At 39.9% G+C, this 18,792-nt stretch carries 15 protein-coding genes; 14 read left to right on the forward strand and 1 reads right to left on the reverse strand.

From position 1 onward, the window contains the following. Positions 1–85: 85 nt before the first annotated feature. Positions 86–1,867 carry a DUF885 domain-containing protein gene (locus HC000_RS11000; RefSeq protein ID WP_086994415.1) on the reverse strand — a complete coding sequence of 594 codons (1,782 nt, stop codon included), beginning with the start codon at positions 1,865–1,867 and terminating at the stop codon, positions 86–88. Between the two features lie 354 nt (positions 1,868–2,221). Between HC000_RS11000 and HC000_RS11005 the strand changes: the two genes are divergently transcribed. The 14 genes from HC000_RS11005 to mdoH all read left to right on the forward strand — a co-directional run bounded on the left by HC000_RS11005 (position 2,222) and on the right by mdoH (position 18,600). Beyond that, positions 2,222–3,205, forward strand: a complete 984-nt coding sequence (locus tag HC000_RS11005; protein ID WP_179807662.1) for a diguanylate cyclase — start codon at positions 2,222–2,224, stop codon at positions 3,203–3,205. 82 nt (positions 3,206–3,287) lie between these two features. After that, entirely contained in the window at positions 3,288–4,043 is a 756-nt protein-coding gene (gene ubiE, locus HC000_RS11010) for a bifunctional demethylmenaquinone methyltransferase/2-methoxy-6-polyprenyl-1,4-benzoquinol methylase UbiE (protein ID WP_011329553.1), read from the forward strand. 11 nt (positions 4,044–4,054) lie between these two features. Beyond that, positions 4,055–4,732, forward strand: coding sequence for an SCP2 sterol-binding domain-containing protein (locus HC000_RS11015; protein ID WP_011329554.1), 678 nt, complete (start codon positions 4,055–4,057; stop codon positions 4,730–4,732). A 9-nt stretch (positions 4,733–4,741) separates the two neighbouring features. After that, complete coding sequence (ubiB, locus tag HC000_RS11020; RefSeq protein WP_011329555.1) at positions 4,742–6,343, forward strand: ubiquinone biosynthesis regulatory protein kinase UbiB; 1,602 nt, start codon at positions 4,742–4,744, stop codon at positions 6,341–6,343. Positions 6,344–6,423: 80 nt separating this feature from the next. Continuing rightward, positions 6,424–6,672 carry a Sec-independent protein translocase subunit TatA gene (gene tatA / locus HC000_RS11025; RefSeq protein WP_008467382.1) on the forward strand — a complete coding sequence of 83 codons (249 nt, stop codon included), beginning with the start codon at positions 6,424–6,426 and terminating at the stop codon, positions 6,670–6,672. A 5-nt stretch (positions 6,673–6,677) separates the two neighbouring features. Next, positions 6,678–7,010, forward strand: a complete 333-nt coding sequence (gene tatB, locus HC000_RS11030; protein WP_008467380.1) for a Sec-independent protein translocase protein TatB — start codon at positions 6,678–6,680, stop codon at positions 7,008–7,010. Positions 7,011–7,058: 48 nt separating this feature from the next. After that, a complete protein-coding gene (tatC, locus tag HC000_RS11035; protein ID WP_011329556.1) occupies positions 7,059–7,799 on the forward strand; it encodes a twin-arginine translocase subunit TatC in 741 nt (246 codons plus the stop codon). Between the two features lies 1 nt (position 7,800). After that, positions 7,801–8,298 carry a hypothetical protein gene (locus tag HC000_RS11040; RefSeq protein ID WP_011329557.1) on the forward strand — a complete coding sequence of 166 codons (498 nt, stop codon included), beginning with the start codon at positions 7,801–7,803 and terminating at the stop codon, positions 8,296–8,298. Beyond that, positions 8,298–9,083, forward strand: a complete 786-nt coding sequence (locus tag HC000_RS11045) for a TatD family hydrolase (RefSeq protein WP_179807651.1) — start codon at positions 8,298–8,300, stop codon at positions 9,081–9,083. The genes HC000_RS11040 and HC000_RS11045 overlap by 1 nt, the downstream gene beginning before the upstream one ends. Next, entirely contained in the window at positions 9,083–10,948 is a 1,866-nt protein-coding gene (locus tag HC000_RS11050; RefSeq protein ID WP_179807652.1) for a diguanylate cyclase, read from the forward strand. The genes HC000_RS11045 and HC000_RS11050 overlap by 1 nt, the downstream gene beginning before the upstream one ends. 2 nt (positions 10,949–10,950) lie before the next feature. After that, entirely contained in the window at positions 10,951–11,961 is a 1,011-nt protein-coding gene (gene hemB / locus HC000_RS11055) for a porphobilinogen synthase (protein ID WP_011329560.1), read from the forward strand. A gap of 128 nt (positions 11,962–12,089) precedes the next feature. Then, positions 12,090–14,804, forward strand: a complete 2,715-nt coding sequence (locus tag HC000_RS11060; protein WP_179807653.1) for an ExeM/NucH family extracellular endonuclease — start codon at positions 12,090–12,092, stop codon at positions 14,802–14,804. A 255-nt stretch (positions 14,805–15,059) separates the two neighbouring features. Beyond that, the gene (locus tag HC000_RS11065) at positions 15,060–16,667 is read left to right on the forward strand and encodes a glucan biosynthesis protein G (protein WP_179807654.1); all 1,608 of its coding nucleotides are present in this window, start codon (positions 15,060–15,062) and stop codon (positions 16,665–16,667) included. Then, a complete protein-coding gene (gene mdoH / locus HC000_RS11070) occupies positions 16,639–18,600 on the forward strand; it encodes a glucans biosynthesis glucosyltransferase MdoH (RefSeq protein ID WP_179807655.1) in 1,962 nt (653 codons plus the stop codon). Before HC000_RS11065 ends, mdoH begins: the two co-directional genes overlap by 29 nt. The last annotated feature ends 192 nt before the right edge of the window (positions 18,601–18,792 follow it).

Here is an 18,792-nt window from a genome sequence, read left to right on the forward strand (position 1 = left end):
ATGCGCATATCACTTATTATAGATGATATGCGCATTTTATTAATTTATAACCCTAATATAAGCCATTACGATTGATGCGGATTAATTAAATATCCTGTTTAGCTAGTTCGTTTTTAATATACAAACGAATTTGCTGCTCAAGTACAGATAACGGTACTGAACCATGGCGTAGCACTTGATGATGGAACTCTCGCACATCAAATTTTTGGCCAAGGGCCTGCTCCGCTTCTTTACGTAAGCGCTTAATAGTTAATTCTCCAATTTTATACGATAACGCCTGCGCAGGCCATGAAATATAACGATCTGTTTCAGTTTTAACGTTGTGCAACGACAAAGCAGTGTTATCGCCCATAAAGTTCATCGCGCGTTCACGGCTCCAGCCATACATATGCATTCCCGTATCAACAACTAAACGTGCAGCGCGCCACATTTCATAGGTTAAACGTCCGAAACGGCTATATGGATCTTGATAAAACCCAGCTTCTATTCCTAAGTACTCAGAATAAAGCCCCCACCCCTCGCCAAATGCTGATAAATAAGCATCACGACGATAACTCGGCAAATTTTCTAGCTCAGCATTAAGTGATATTTGTAAATGGTGCCCTGGTACAGCTTCATGCAGCGTTAACGCCTCTAGCGCGTAAAGAGGTCGCTTATCTAGCGCATAAGTGTTTACCCAGTAATAACCAGCTTGATCGTCGCGGTTCGAACCCGAGTAACGCCCTGTAGTATATTTAGGAGCAATATTGGCGGGAACAGCCACTACGCCATAAGGTTTGCGCGGCAAGGTATGAAATAATCTAGGCAGTTGCGCATCCATTTTTTTAGCAATATAAGCAGCTTCTTTTAGTAACTGCTCTGGAGTAGTTGCGTAAAACTGCGGATCAGTACGTAAAAAGTGGATAAATTCAGCGAACGTGCCTTTAAAACCAACTTCTTTTATTACCTCTTCCATTTCGCTACGAATACGTGCCACTTCTTTTAGGCCCAACTCATGAATTTCTTTTGGGGTCATATCTGTAGTGGTGTAATGCTTGGCGCGATTAGCATAAAAAGCAGCCCCATTAGGCGTTGCCGAAATACCAATACTGTCTCGAGCACCTGCTTGATACTCTTCAGTAAAAAAGGTGAGATAATCTTTATATGCTGCTATTACTTGTTCTTTAATTATTGTTTTAGCTTGGAGTTGCAGCTCATAAAATTCGCTGCTACTTAAGCCTGCAGTATTCGTTAAAAATGGCTGATAAAATTCAGATTGTGTTACATCATCAACAATATAAACACTAATTGAATCTTCATAACCTTTAAGTACAGCTTTAGGCTGCGTTAACCCTATTGCTAAACCTTGTTTCATCCAATAAATATTTTGCTCAAAAAAGCGTGGTACCTGAGCTAATCGCGCTAAATAATTTTTATAATCTTGTAACGTTTTATATTGTGAACTTTTAACCATAAACGACAAGCTTGAATGAAACCCATATTCAGATGTAAGCGGCATATAGTGGGCATTAAATACATATTCATCCACGCTATTTTGCACTTGAGCACGCAAAATACTAAAGTTAATCCGATTTTCATCACTTAACTTATCAATGTTTACCGTATCTAAATCGGCAAGTAGCTGGGTATTTTTTTTATATTCTTGCGCTAAATACTCGGCAGTTAAGTTAGGTAGTAAGTAGCCATCTACCCCCTGAGGATTATTACTGTAGGGGCTAGCATCTTGTCTATTTTGCACAATGTTTTCGGCAACTTGAGTAAATTGCTTATCGGCATTAAGTGAGGTTGTTTGGCATGCACTTAAGGTGCATAAAAAAGTAATTCCCAGTAGCGAGTGGCGTAATGGTCGAGATAAAAGTTGATTCATTATTATATAGCTTCACAATTAAATAGATTTTGTAAACCTATCGCAGGCTAAATAAATAGCAAGATAAATACGACCAAGCACGCAAAAACTAATACGACTGATATAAGCAGGTTGGTATTTAATAACCAGTAATAAAACATGCTTTTGAATGAAACAAAAAGTAATTGATGATAAAAGCAGCCATTATGTTGCTAAAGTTACAATTTAGATAACTAACTGTCGTTTTTACTTTTAAATAACCGATATAATGATTATGGTACAAGTGCTTGGATGCGAAACGCTTCATTGGATGAGTTTATAAATTAATACGCATATGTATTTAGTTGGTATTTGCAAATGATGTTCCATGACTCTATGGCTGTAGCACAAGATAAAATGACAAAAGTGTGTGTATTTTTAGAGCGCCATGTTTTGCCACCTACACCACTTAATTATCAGGTTGTTTATACTTATATTAGCCAAGTAAACAACGACCTTAATAGCGCCATTGAGCGCGCTATTGCAAGTAACACTCTTATTGACAGTTTATTTACCGAGCAACTCTACTTTGAGCATTTAAATCAAGGCCATGCCACTGAAGTGTCGATGATAGAGAATGTTAATGGGGTAATTAACTCGCTGTCTAAAAGCGCACAACACACTGAAAAACAATTTATTAATTTTGCCGGCCATATTAGCGAGTGTATGCATTCGCTTGATGAAAATAACATTAAAAATAGCCGGGTCGCACTTACAAGGCTAGATCAGCAAACAGCAACACTGTTAACGCAACACAAACAGTTTAAACAACAATTAAGTAATGCTAAACAACTCCACGAAAAAACTAAAAAGCAGCTTAACACCCTGCGTAAACAACATATTATTGATAGTCAAACTGGCTTGTATAAACGCCATTATTTAACCAAGCAAGTGCAAATATGGGCAAATCAACATAAACCGGTTTGTGCTATTGCTATTCAAATAGACAATTTAGATCACTTTATTGATAACTTTGGCGATGTAATCGCAGAAGCAATTTTAAGCAAAGTGGCTAAACAAGTACAAAAATATGTGTTTCAAAGCGGCCTAGCGGGGCGTACTGCAAAAGATCAATTTACTGTACTACTTACCGACGTAGATTGTGAAACAACCAATTTAATTGCAGAAAAAGTACGCGCAGGTGTTGCAAAGCTGCGCTTTATCAGCTCAAAAAACGCGCTGGCATTACCTGCAATTAAGCTCTCTTTGGGGATTGCACAGCAACAACAAGCTGACTTTGAGCAATTAACTAAAAGTGCTTCTAATGCGGCATTTAAAGCACGCTCTTTAGGGCAAAATAGCTTTACTGCGGAGCATTAATTAGCTGATAAATCATATTCAAATTGCACCTTCAGGGCACAATCAAGTACACTAGTCTTTATTACCACGATAGAGATTAATGATGAGCGAAACACCACAAAAGACCACGCATTTTGGCTATAAAACGGTAGCCGAAAACGATAAAGCCTCAATGGTTGCAGACGTATTTCATTCAGTTGCGGCAAAATATGACGTAATGAATGACTTAATGTCTTTTGGGGTACATCGTTTATGGAAACGTCAAACAATAGCCAGCTCTGGCGTTCGTAAAGGCCACCATGTTTTAGATTTAGCCGGTGGTACGGGCGATTTAACTGCAAAATTTAGCCAACTAGTCGGAGAAACCGGTCAGGTTATACTCGGTGATATTAACTCGTCTATGTTAAAAGTGGGCCGTGAAAAACTCCATAATTTAGGCTTAGTTGGCAATATTGACTACGTGCAAATGAACGCTGAAGCCTTACCATTCCCAGATAATAGCTTTGATCTGATCACTATTGCATTTGGTTTACGTAATGTAACCGACAAAGACAAAGCATTACGTTCAATGTACCGCATTTTAAAACCAGGCGGGCGCTTACTGGTATTAGAGTTTTCAAAGCCAGAGCATGAAATACTCAGTAAGGCATACGACTTTTATTCATTTAACTTATTACCAACTATGGGTAAGTTAGTGGCAAACGACAGCGAATCGTACAAGTATTTAGCTGAGTCGATTCGTATGCATCCAGATCAAGACACGCTTAAAAGCATGATGTCTGATGCAGGCTTTGAGCAAACCACTTATCAAAACTTAACCGGTGGTATTGTTGCGCTGCATCGCGGCTTTAAATACTAAGGTAAATAATTATGGCGCTTGAGCAAGCAACCGAAAAAAATTCTACTGAGGCTCCCTCAACTGATTTTTTTATGTTACCCAACTTAGTACTTTCGCTCGTGGAGCGAATACTTAATCAAGCACTTAAACTCGATACAAGCCTATCGGGAAAGTTGGCAGCAGTTAAGCATCAGCGCTTAGTCGTTGATGTTAGGGGCTCTCAGCTAAAGCTGCTGCTAGTGTTTAGCGACAAGCAACTTCATTTATATAGCGCAACCAGTGATACAGACGCAGATTGCATGATTAGCGCCGACCTTAACACCCTGCTTGCGCTAAAAAACCCAGCCATGCTTACCCAGCTAATTCGCCAAGACAAACTTGATTTACAAGGCGATTTAAACATAGCTCAAACCTATAGCAATGCATTTTCAACACTAGATATAGATTGGCCTGAGCAGCTTTCATCGCACCTTGGTGATGCTCCCGCACAGCAATTATATTTACACTTCAAAACGCTCCAGCAACACGGCAATAAAGCAAAAACGCAGTTAAGCCGCACCCTAACAAGCTTATGCCAAGATGAATTGGCAATTACCATTCATCCGTTAGAGCTTAAACAATTTAAACAACAAAACCGTGAGCTTAAAGGCCAAGTTGCTGCTATAGAACAACGTATTAATGCCTTACTAACCACTTTGACTACCCGCTAAGGATTTTTTGTGTCAACTGCACGACTGTATTACATCACTAAAACACTGCTTAGCTACGGATTAGATGAGTTAGTACCAAAACATAAAATCCCTTGGTTTGCGAAAATAGCCCGAGGTAGTTTATTTTGGCTGCGTAATCAGCATAAAGATAAGCCCGCAGGGCTGCGATTACGTTTAGCCCTACAACAGCTTGGCCCAGTATGGGTTAAGTTTGGCCAAATGCTTTCTACGCGTCGTGACTTACTGCCGCACGAAATTGCATTAGAGCTGGCATTTTTGCAAGATCAGGTTGAACCTTTTCCCGGCGAACTTGCACAAAAAATAATAGAAAAAGCTCTCGAAATTAATGACATAAGCGAGCGTTTTAGTGAGTTTTCACAAACACCACTGGCGTCGGCATCAATAGCACAAGTACATACCGCAACGTTAGTTGACACAAATGGTATAGAGCAAGATGTAGTTATTAAAGTAATCCGCCCTAACATTAATCAACAAATTAACGCCGACTTAGCCTTAATGGAAAAGCTCGCTAAGGTGTTAGCAAAAGTACACCACGAGTCAAAACGTCTGCGTCCTGTGGAAGTAGTAAAAGAGTACAAAAAGACCCTACTTGATGAACTTGATTTAATGCGCGAAGGTGCAAACGGCATTCAACTTAAACGTAACTTTGAAGACTCAGATTCGCTTTACATCCCTACGGTTTATAGCGATTACAGCCGCCATAATATATTAGTAATGGAGCGTATTTATGGTATTGCGGTATCAGACACTGATGCTTTATTAGCGCAAAACACCAATATGAAACTACTGGCTGAGCGTGGCGTTGAAGTGTTTTTTACCCAAGTGTTCAGAGACAGCTTTTTTCATGCTGACATGCACCCAGGTAATATTTTTGTTTCTCGTGAGCACCCCGAAAACCCTAAATATATTGGTATAGATTGCGGTATTGTAGGCACCTTAAACAAAGAAGATAAACGCTATTTAGCGGAAAACTTTATAGCCTTTTTTAATCGTGATTATCGCCAAGTTGCGCAGTTGCATGTGGACTCGGGTTGGGTACCGCCCGACACCAGTATTGAAGAGTTTGAATTTGCTATTCGCACTGTCTGCGAGCCTATATTTAATAAGCCTTTAGCTGAAATTTCGTTTGGTCATGTATTGGTTAATTTATTTAATACTGCAAGGCGCTTTAATATGCAGGTACAACCACAATTGGTATTACTGCAAAAAACCTTACTGTATGTTGAAGGTTTAGGCCGCCAGCTTTATCCACAATTAGATTTATGGAAAACCGCTAAGCCCTTTTTAGAAGACTGGGTTAAGCAACAAGTTGGTCCGTTATCGGTTATAAAGCAAATGTATGCACAATTACCCTTTTGGGCCGAAAAAATGCCAGAGCTGCCCGATCTAATTTATCAAAGCTTAAAACGCCCACCACAAATTCAAGTACAGGCTCCGAAGGGATCTCATAAACCTTTGGTTTTAGGTTTGTTTAGCAGTGCGGCTATGGTTATTGCTGCATTATTTTATTTACAGCACGATTTAATTGCTGCAAGTATCGCTATAAGTAGCGCTATTATTGGTTTTATAGCAGCATGGCGTAGCACATAAACTAAGTGCTATTTACGTTTTTAGGCGTATAATTAGTATTTAAAATATACACTTTATAATTATGAAAACGGGAGATAAACATGGGATTTGGCGGTATTAGTCTTTGGCAGTTATTGATTGTATTAGCAATTATTGTACTTTTGTTTGGCACTAAAAAATTACGCGGTATTGGTGGTGATTTAGGTGGAGCAGTTAAAGGCTTTAAAAAAGCAATGTCTGACGAAAAAAATACAGATAAAGAAAAGCCAGAGCAGATTCAAAAATCAGAAGAAAGTGCACCGCTTGATTCTGCCCACACTGAAAAAAATAAAGACAATAACAAGGTTTAATTAGCATGGGGATGTGGGAGCTAATTGTTGTTTTAATTGTTGGTTTAGTGGTGCTTGGTCCAGAGCGTTTACCTGTAGCAATTAGAACGGTAAGCCGCTGGATAAAAACTGCAAAGTCGCTTGCTAACTCAGTGAAAGCTGAAGTGAGCGAAGAGTTGCGTGTGCACGAATTACACGAAAACCTTAAAAAAGCGGAGCAACAAAACTTAACCGATTTAAGTCCTGAACTACAAAGTTCACTAACTGAACTACAACAGGCCGCTCAGTCTGTGACCCACAGTTATAAAAAAAATCAAATCGATCCCTCTAATAAGCAAAATATTGATGATACAAAGTGAAATTAATTTCTCACTTTGTGGTCAACTTACTAAATGGTATAAAAAATAATGGCTGAGGAAGTAAAATCGGGGTTTGTCGCGCATTTAATTGAATTACGCGATCGGCTGATTAAATCACTATTAAGCATTTTAGTTATTTTTATTGCAATAGTGTATTTTGCAAACGACATTTATACATTTGTTGCAGCGCCATTAATTTCACATTTGCCAAGCACTGCAACCATGATAGCAACTGATGTCACAGCGCCATTTTTTGCCCCTTTTAAACTAACGTTATTTGTCGCATTATTTGCCTCTATTCCGTGGATATTACACCAGGTTTGGGGTTTTATAGCTCCGGGATTGTATAAGCACGAAAAACGCATGTTAATGCCAATACTCGCCTCAAGCATCTTTTTGTTTTATGGTGGTATTGCCTTTTGCTACTTTGTAGTACTGCCAATTATTTTAGGCTTTTTTACCAGTGCGGGTCCTGCAATGCTCACCTTAGCACCGGATATTAGTAGCTACTTAGGGTTTGTACTAAAACTATTTTTTGCCTTTGGTGTCGCTTTCGAAATTCCAGTAGCCATTATGCTGCTGTGCTGGAGCGGCGCTACAACAACGCAAAGCTTAAAAGAAAAACGTCCCTATATTGTAGTGGGTGTTTTTGTAGTAGCGATGTTTTTAACACCGCCCGATGTATTGTCACAAACTTTATTAGCGCTACCTATGCTTATTTTGTTTGAGCTAGGCCTAATTTTAGCTAAATTTTATACCGCTAAACCACAACAAGAATCTGAGGAATAACATGAACAAAAAACTACTCTCACTATTAGTTTTGTTAAGCGCACCGACTTTTGCAGCCACAGCTATTAACGAGCAAGCACTGCAAGCATGTAGCTTTATTGAAAACGACTTTAACCGCCTGCTTTGTTACGATAATACGGTTGCCGGTAAACCGCTGAGCAAGCCTACTGTAAATAAAACACTCTCACCAACAAATACAGAAGCCACCGCACCTGTTGCTGTAGCGGTAACACAAGCAGAAGAGTTTGGTTTAGAGCATAAAAATATTGCGAAAGAAAATGACAGCTCTATTAGCTCAACTGTATCAGCCATTAAAGAAGCAGCTTATGGTGAGTTAATTATTACTCTAGAAAACGGCCAACAATGGCGCCAAATTGGATCTGACGGCATAACGCTAAAAGAAGATGACAACGTGGTTATTAGTCGTGGTGTATTTAATTCTTTTTTATTAAAAAAAGAAGGTCAAAACCGCTCTATACGCGTTAAACGTACTCAATAATGCCATACAGCTTAATTGATGCTGGGGTTAATTTAACTAACCATCAGTTTGATGAACAGCATCAAGATATTATTGCCCGCGCTAATGCTGCGGGAGTAAAGCATATGCTGATTATAGGCTGCGACGTGGCAGCCAGTGAGCAGTCGCTTGAGCTGGCTATAGAGCATCAGCAATTTTCTACAGCAGGCGTACATCCTCACGATGCTAAATCGGCTACTGATGAGCTTGAGACACAACTCACTCAACTTGCAAGCCATAAACAAGTTATAGCCATTGGGGAGTGCGGCCTTGATTATAACCGTGATTTTTCGCCTCGCGATGTACAACGAAGCGTACTTAGGCGCCAGCTTGCCCTAGCTGAACAGCTAAACTTACCTGTATATTTGCATGAACGTGATGCCAGCGAAGACATGCTCAGTATTTTAAAAGAATTTAATGTACGCGGCGTATTACATTGCTTTACAGGTAACGCTCAGGCATTAAAAAGCTACTTAGCGTTAGGGCTTTATATCGGCATTACCGGCTGGGTTTGCGATGAACGCCGTGGAAAAGAACTACAACAATTAATCCCCAGTATCCCTTTTAATAAACTGTTAATAGAAACTGATGCGCCTTTTTTGATTCCGCGCACCGTTAGCCCAAAGCCTAAATCTCGCCGTAATGAACCTGCATTATTAACTTATGTGTGCGAAACAATTGCCCAATTATACAACCTTACTCCTGAGGCAATAGCGCAGCAAACTACTCTAAACTTTTATAATGTTTTTGGTTTAAAAGCTAAGTAATGAAAGTTATTGGAGTGTTATTAAGCTTATTAACTATCCTTTTTACTGGTTTAGCCGCCGCTAATACAATAGAGATCGATGAGCAGTTTACATCTGAAAAAATTAACTCTATTTATTATTCTTTTGCGCCTACATCCATAGCAACCGCCCAGCAGAGCGATCTTAAACAGTGGCAAACGTTAACCAACAAACCACTTAATTTAGGGATTGAACAACGCCCTGTTTGGATCCAATTTACAATTAAAAATACGCTCAATACGCGTGTAACGCCAATACTCTCTATCGATAATCCGCTATTAAATGAAGTACAGGTATATCACTTACTCGATAAGCGACGATCCTCCTCAATAAATATTAATGCCCCTCCTTTACTGCCACAACAACAAATAAAAAACGAACCTTTGCTGGTAAAATTAACGCTTCCTGCTCGCAGTAATACCACTGTTATCGTTAAAGTGAGCAATAGCTCAGGATTACGCGTGCCTTTAACCTTATGGCAGGCAGATGCGCTCTTTACATATAAAAGTAAGCTTAATTTGCTTTACGGATTATTAATTGGCTTTGTTTTTTCTTTAGCGATTAGCTGTCTTATTTTATATGCTTTTTCGCGTAAGCAATACTTTGCTTACACGGGCGCTATAACATTAATGCTCAGTATCTTATTATATTTTATTTGTGGCTTTAGTTTCATCCACACACGTTCTGCGGGCACAGTACAACTTATGATCCCCATGTTGGTGATGCTGATAACTGTACTTTTCTTACCTCTACAGCAACAGGTATGTCAGCCTAAAACCGTTACATGGTTTAAAGTGCAAAAAATTATAATAGCTATATATGCACTGCTTATTGCGTTTATTTGGCTTTTTCCCACACTTGTTGTCACCTTATTTTGCCTTATTACCACTCCCATTGTTTTAGGCTACTATGTTGTAACAACCTTACTTTGTATTCGCCAAAACCCATCAGAACCCCAAAAAGCACTTTTGCTAGCTTTATGCAGCTTTTTAGCCGCAATTGTTTATTTTATTATTACTGTTTCAGGGCTTTATATATTTACAAACAGTAGAGTGGCTTTTGTGTTTATTTGCTCTCTTAGCTGCGCTTTCTCCCTTGGATATGCGGTAATGAAACTCTTTATTTTACAGCGCGATGAACAAGTAACTACTCAACAAACCTTAATAGCTAAAAGTGCTGCCCAAGATGCCTTATTACATGAGCGGATATCTTTACAAGAAAGCGTGCGTCAAGAGCTCGAAACACAAGTAGATGAGCGTACTTTTGAGTTACAAGTAACACTAAGAGAACTAGAAGAAAAAAACCGTGAGCTTGAACAGCTAAACATGGAAGATCCCTTAACTGGTATTAAAAACCGACGCTTTTTTGATAAAAAATTAGTGATGGAGTTGCGCCGCTCGCGTCGCGAACAAACACCATTAAGTGTTATTATGCTTGATATAGACAAATTTAAGGTAATAAACGATACCTATGGCCACCTAACTGGCGATCAGGTTATTCGTACTGCTGCTGATACTATTAAAAAGCAATTACAACGCCCGCTTGATGAAGTAGCACGTTACGGCGGCGAAGAATTTGTGGTGCTATTGCCCAATACCCAAAATGATGGCGCGATAGCCATTGCTGAAAAAATTCGCCACGCTATTGCTACTAATAATGTGCATGTGGCTGGCACTACTATTTCATTTACAATCAGCGCGGGAGTGTATACTAGCGTTGCTGAAGATATAAATAACCCTGAAATTTTTACCGAACGTGCCGACAAAGCACTGTATTTTGCCAAGCAGCATGGTCGTAACCAAGTAATTAATTTTCCAATCCCACAATCCCAAAGTAGGAGCGTATAAATATGGCCCAATCTGGTCTAGATCTTTTCCCATATACTCGCATGCGCAGAATGCGCCGCGATGATTTTTCACGCCGTCTTATGGCTGAAAACCAGCTTAGCGTTAATGATCTTATTTATCCGGTATTTGTACTCGAAGGTAAAAACCGTCGTGAAGCAATTGAATCAATGCCCGGTATCGAGCGCTTATCAATTGACTTACTACTTATAGAAGCCAAAGAACTGGTTGAGCTCGGTGTGCCCGCCATTGCTATTTTTCCGGTAACACCGGCCGACAAAAAGTCATTACATGCTGAAGAAGCGTATAGCGATGATGGTTTAGCACAACGTACAGTACGTGCATTAAAAGAAGCATTCCCTGAGTTAGGTGTAATTACTGATGCCGCGCTAGACCCGTTTACCACCCACGGACAAGACGGCATTATTGATGAAAGTGGCTATGTAATTAACGACATCACAACTGACATACTAGTTAAGCAAGCACTGTCGCACGCCCGAGCAGGTGCTGACGTTATTGCCCCTTCGGACATGATGGATGGCAGAATTGCCGCTATTCGCGAGGCACTTGAAGCCGATGGCTACATTCACACTCGCATTATGGCTTACTCAGCTAAATACGCCTCAAGCTATTATGGCCCATTTAGAGACGCGGTAGGCTCTGCCGGTAACTTAAAGGGTGCTGATAAAAAAACCTATCAAATGGATCCAGCTAATTCTGACGAAGCCATTCGCGAGGTCGCGCTTGATTTGCAAGAAGGCGCCGACATGGTAATGGTTAAACCTGGCATGCCATATTTGGATGTTGTACGCCGAGTTAAAGATGAGTTTGGCGTGCCAACCTTCGCTTATCAAGTAAGTGGGGAATACGCTATGCACAAAGCTGCGATTGATAACGGCTGGTTAGCTGAAGAGGCCACTATTATGGAGTCGCTACTGGCATTTAAACGTGCTGGCGCCGACGGTATTCTTACCTATTTTGCTAAGCAAGCTGCACAATACTTAGCTAAAAAGTAAGCCTTACAAGGCGGGCAACAAGCCCGCCTTACTTTGCATTTACAATCATTCACACTGAATATTATTTTTGTAATATTTATTCTCTAAACTAATATCCTATCTGGAATTATAAACGGGAATAATGACCAATGTTTAAAACAAAAATAACCCCATTAGCGCTTATTATTGCAAGCATTAGTGCATCAGCCTCTGCCGAACTGATAATTTCTGAATACGTTGAGGGAAGTGGCTTTAATAAAGCTATTGAGATTTATAACACATCATCCGCAGAGGTTTCTTTAAATGGCTACTCACTTAGCTTGTATTCAAATGGCTCTGGATCAGCCAGTGTAACTGAAGAGCTTACGGGGTTGCTTGCTGCAAACAGTACCTATGTTATTGTCACTTCAGACTCTAGAGCAAATGATGAGCTTAAATTAAAAGCTCAGCTATTTAGTGGTGCAGTTAACTTTAATGGTGACGACGCATTAGTACTAATGCAAGGCTCTAATGTTATTGACAGTTTTGGGCAGCGTGGGGTAAAAGAAATTTGGTCTGCCGGGGGCGTAACTACAAAAGATAAAACGCTACGCCGTAAGGAAAATATTCTTATTGGTCGGGCAACCCCTGACTCCACTTTTAACCCAAGTGACGAATGGCTACAATTTGATAAAAACGACTTTTCAGGGCTAGGTTTTTTTGGTAGCGGCACAACACCTGAACCAGAGCCACTTGAACCACTGATATGTGGCAACGATAAAACAACCATTAACGCCATTCAAGGTACTGGTGCTGCCAGCCCATTGGTTAATACTACAGTAGAGTTAGAAGGGGTTGTAACGGCCAACTTCCAAGGTGACAATCAGTTAAAAGGTTTTTTTATTAGCTCTTTACCTGTTGATGACGATACTAACCCACTAACCTCTGAAGGCATCTTTGTTTATTTTGCAGCAGCAAATGTGAGTGTAGGCGACCATGTGCGTGTACAAGGCAGTGTTGAAGAGTATTTCAATGCCACTCAAATTGGTAGCGTTACCCAAGTGGCCGTTTGCAATTCGGGTTTAACTGTATCAGCAACTAAAATCTCACTCCCAGTTACAAATACAACAGATTTAGAAGCATTTGAAGGCATGCTTATTACACTAGAGCAGCCATTAATAGTGACTAATAACTTTGGTTTAGGACGCTATGGTGAAATAGAGCTGGCAACCGAGCGTTTGTATCAAGGTACACAAGTTGCCCTGCCCGGTGATGCTGCCAACACACTTGAAGCGAATAACTTAACTAAAAAAATTCTTTTAGACGATGGCTCAACTTTACAAAATATTGAGCCAATTTACCCTATACCGGGTTTATCTGCCGAAAATACGCTACGCACTGGCGATACCGTTAACACTGTAACTGGGGTACTTGCATATAGCTTTGATACTTATCGCATTCAGCCTACCATAACACCGCAGTTTATCACTACCAATGCACGTAAAAATGCTCCCGAACTTCACGTAGATGCGGATCTAAGGGTAGCTAGCTTTAACGTTCTTAATTATTTTAATGGCGATGGTCAGGGAGCCGGATTCCCCACTAGTCGTGGTGCCGATAGTGAAGCTGAGTTTATTCGTCAAGAAGCTAAAATTGTTAGTGCTATTAGTGCAATACAAGCCGATGTTATTGGCTTAATGGAAATAGAAAACGATGGCTTTGGTGAGTTTAGTGCAATTGCTAGCTTAGTAAATGCGCTTAACGACTTTGACACAGCTAACCAGTATGCATTTGTTAATTTTGGCCTTGAGAAAATTGGTAGTGATGCAATTACCACAGCCTTAATCTATCGTGTAAATAGAGTAGTAGAAGTAGGTAGTGCAGCAATCACCACACAACCTCCGTTTGACTTTGGAAACCGCCCACCAATTGCACAAAGCTTTAAAGTATTAGCAACAGATGAGGTATTTACCGCTGCAGTAGCGCACCTTAAATCAAAAGGTGGTTGCAATAGCGCAACAGGAGCAAACCAAGATAAAAGTGATGGCCAAGCATGTTGGAATGAAACACGCGTTGCCGGCGCTAATGCATACGCAAGCTGGCTTAATAGCAAGCCAACCGGTATTGATGATGAGGATATTATTCTTATTGGTGATTTAAATGCCTATGCCATGGAAGATCCTATTCGTGCATTTGCCGACAATGGCTATAAAAATGCAGTTGCAGAGCTTGATGGTAATACCCTTGGCTACTCTTATAGTTTTTCTGGACGTGCGGGTAGCTTAGATTATGCCTTAGTAAGCCCATCATTATTAAGCAAAATAGTTGCAACTAATGATTGGCATATTAATGCCGATGAGCCCACTTTACTCGATTACAATGTCGAGTTTAAAAGTGATGCTCAACAATCAAGCTTATACGCAGCAGGCCCATATCGTGCATCAGATCACGATCCAATAATTGTTGATATAAAATCTGAGGTTATTTTAACACCTGAGGAGCAAACCCCAGTTATAGCAGCTAACCAGACATTTATTGTTAATGAAAATAGCCCTGTTGGTACTGTGATTGGCCAGTTAGCGTTTAGCGATCCAAATGCTAATGACTCTCCCGTTGTTAAATTTATTGTGTCGGGTAGTAATAGCGTAACTATTAACAACCAGGGTCAGATCGTGGTGACTGCTGAACTTGATTATGAACAACAAAGTCTTATTACTTTAGTTGTGCAAGCCCAGGATAGTGCTGACAATATATCATTAGAGCAAACAGTTACTATAAATGTTAATAGTGATGAGGCTCAAAATGATGACGATGACTCTGGCTCATTATTTTGGTTAACTATTTTTTTGGCACCTCTTACTTTATTTCGCAGGTTTAAAAGCTAAAAGCCAACACTATAATTGTTAAAAAGCCGCTGTTGCGGCTTTTCTCTTTATATACAAATGTAATTCAGACAAGCTTCAGTAAACTTTGTGTACTATCCGTACTAAATCTACTCACTCTCGTATTTAGCCTGTAAACAACAAAGCATACTTGAGCCTTTTTATACGTTTATTATTAAAAGTACCAATGAAACAAATTAATAAATCGATATTAATCTTAACTGTAAAAATAAGTCATGTTTTTATAAAGGAACGAAAATGAAAGCACCAATTCACCTAATATCAACATGGAAAAAAGCCTCAGTACCATTACTTAGCTTGTTTCTTGTTTTTTCAGCTCAGCAAGCATTTTCCGCTACGCTTGACGTTGCCATCCCGCAAGACAGTTTATTTGATGTGATCAGCGCCCGCGCTCAAAAATTAGCGAGTGAGGAGTATATTGCCCCTAAAAACATCGAGCTAGATGCGCTAAATAATATTGAATATCAAGATTATCGCTCTATTCGTTTTAAACAAGACAAGTCAATGTGGAAAGATGAAGGTCTTTACGAGCTACAGTTGTTTCACCCCGGCTTTTTATATAAAACACCAGTAACAATTAATACAGTTGATAGCGATTCTAAACTTAGCCGTTTGCCGTTTAGTACTGACTTTTATCAGTACGATGGTACTGCAGCACCTTTAAAAGATGAAATAGCCAAGAGTATTGCCAATAAACAATTAGGCCATGCTGGATTTAGGCTGCATTACCCAATTAATACCACTGAGTACAAAGATGAAGTAATGGTGTTTCAAGGTGCTTCTTATTTTAGAGTTGTTGGGCCTAATCAAGTGTATGGCCTATCGGCGCGAGGGTTAGCAATTGATACTGCTGAAGCGTCTGGTGAGGAGTTTCCTGTGTTTAAAGAGTTTTGGCTAGTAAAACCACAGCCAGAACAAACTAACATTATCATTTTTGCACTGCTTGATAGCCCATCGGTTGCCGGCGCTTATAAGTTTAGTATTGACCCTACCACCAACACCAGCGTTAAAGTAGATATGCAAATTTTTGCCCGTAAAGACGTGAAAAAATTAGGCGTAGCACCACTAACAAGCATGTTTTATCACGGCGAAAACAGCACTAAGTTTTTTGACGATTACCGCCCAGAAGTGCATGACTCAGACGGACTGTTAACCCAATCTCAGGATAACAACTGGATTTGGCGTCCGCTTAATAATCCGTCGCAACTTAGCGTAACCTCTTTTTCATACGAGAACCCTAAGGGATTTGGCTTAGCGCAACGTGATCGTGAATTTAATAATTACTTCGATATTGAAGCGCATTATCACAACCGCCCTAGCCTGTGGATAGAGCCTGAAGGTGACTGGGGAAATGGTCGAGTAGAGCTGGTAGAAATACCGACAGATACAGAAACAAACGACAACATAGTGAGCTACTGGGTACCTGAAAAACCATTTAAAGCAGGCGATTCGTTAAAGCTAAGCTATGAAATGACCACCTTTAATGCTTACTTAACTCAGCATGATAAGGCACGCGCAGTTCGCACTCGCATTGGTAGCGCGGCATTACCGGGTGAAGATAATCCGCCACCTAAAAGCCATCGCCAATTTACGGTTGATTTTGCTGGGCCTGATATAAATAAGCTTTCAGAAAAGTTAAATTTAAATGCCGACATCCAATTAACAACGGGTGAGGTTAGAGATGTAACTGTGCAAAAATTACCTGATTCATTAGGCTGGCGAGTTGCTTTTAAAATAGCTCCACAAAACGGCAAACCTGTAGACATGCGCTTATCGTTAAAGCTGCATGATAAAGAAATTAGCGAGGTATGGAGTTATGTTTGGTATCCAAATGACATCAAGTAAACAAACCACCAAAATATCTATGCCCTTTAAGGCACTTCGTATTTGGTTATTTGCCATTGCCGCAATTGGTATATCTGCGTATGGCATCTCTATTATGTTTGAAATTTTAAACTCAAATGGTATGACACCACTTGAATATGCTTTGCTGGCATTATTTTCAATTACCTTTGCATGGATTGTTACCGCATTTTGTAGTGGTACTATAGGGTTTGTACTGCAGTTACTGCGTATTGATCCGCTTACCCTTAGGCGCATAAAACCTATAAAGCTTGATAGTCAGGCATTTTCTCAGCAAAAAACTGCCATAGTAATGCCTATTTATAACGAAGATACACACCGTGTTATTGCAGGCTTTGAAGTTAGCTTACAGTCATTAAAAGAGACTGGGGAATTAGCCAACTTTGATTTTTATTTACTCAGTGATACACAAGATCCAACAATAGCTAAAAATGAACTAAGTGCTTGGCATGCTTTGTGTGAGCGCCTAGGCGAGACATCAAAGCAGTTGTTTTATCGTCGCCGCGAAGATAATAAACACCGTAAAGTAGGTAATTTAACCGACTTTTGTGAGCGCTGGGGAAGCCAGTACGATCATATGATTGTGCTTGATGCCGACAGCGTTATGACAGGTAAATGCATGCTAGAGCTAACGGCAAGCATGATTAACAACCCGCAAGTAGGACTTATTCAAACCATTCCTATTCCGGTACGCCAAGATACCTTTTTTGGTCGTTTTTTACAGTTTGCTTCGGTACTTTATAGCCCTATGCTGGCAACAGGATCGGCATTTTGGCAAACCGATAAAGCAAACTACTGGGGCCATAATGCCATAATTAGAGTAAGCGCATTTATTGACTGCTGTGGTTTACCCACACTTAAAGGCAATGCTCCTTTTGGTGGTGAAATACTCAGCCATGACTTTGTAGAAGCATCATTACTACACAGTGCAAATTGGGAAGTATTACTACTTGCAGATATTGAAGGCAGCTATGAAGAAGTCCCAAGTAATATTTTAGATTATGCCGTGCGCGACAGACGTTGGGTACAGGGTAATATTCAACACATTGGATTACTCCCGTCACCAAAGTTAAAGCTGATGAGCAAATTTCACTTTTTACTTGGCGCTACCGCTTATATTTCGTCATTAATATGGTTACTTATGCTCGCGTTAAGTACGGTTGATGCCGTAACACGTGCTTTAAATAGCGACGTTTATTTTAACCGCGCTTATCAATTGTTCCCTACTTGGCAAATAGCTAAAACCGATTTAATTGATGCTCTGCTCTATCTTACTATTGTTATTTTATTGCTACCAAAACTAATGGGTATAATCGTAACCTTGGTGCACAGAAAAAACCGCTTCGGTGGTGCTATTAAGCTTACGTTAGGCGCAATTATAGAAACAGTTTTTGCTATTGTCATGGCTCCATTAATGATGGTGTTTCATGCTTATTTTGTTGTTTGTGTGTTTTTAGGCAAAAAAGTTAAGTGGGATGCTCAACCACGAGAAGGCCGTATGGTGCCATGGAAAGAAGCGTTTAGTTATACGTTATTTTCTACTTTGGTCGCTATTGCTTGGGGTAGCACAGCGTATTACTTCACGCCGGTATTTTTTTGGTGGCTATCACCTATATTACTAGGTTTAGTACTAGCTGCACCTATAGTGCGTTATTCAAGCAGTATAAAACTGGGGGTTAAACTCAGAAAGCTAGGTATATTTATCTGCCCTAGTGAAGTAGATAACGATACCATGCTAGAGGCACTTAAAGTGCACCTTAAAGAGATTCCGGTACCCACCGCAGGGCAATACCCTTTAACTATACCCGCATTGCCAAAAGAGCACTTGGTTACCATGCCAATACAAAGCTTTAAGAAATCACGCACGCCAAAGATGAAAGCGCTAAAAGAAAAGCTAATTAAAAAGCTTAGCTAGCGCCGCACTTTAAAATAAAAAAGGAGCTACAAATAGCTCCTTTTTTATTGTCGGCAATTAGCTGTTTACACCTTTTTTATTAATTGTATTAAATTAGTAGCGTTTATAGGCAAAGGTATACCACTCAGCAATAATATCATGGAGTATAGCGCATCATCGTAATGCTCCTCCCACTTGCATACGCACAGCTAA

It is taken from the genome of Pseudoalteromonas sp. MIP2626, assembly GCF_013414205.1.
In the GTDB taxonomy this organism is placed as follows: Bacteria; Pseudomonadota; Gammaproteobacteria; order Enterobacterales; family Alteromonadaceae; genus Pseudoalteromonas; species Pseudoalteromonas nigrifaciens.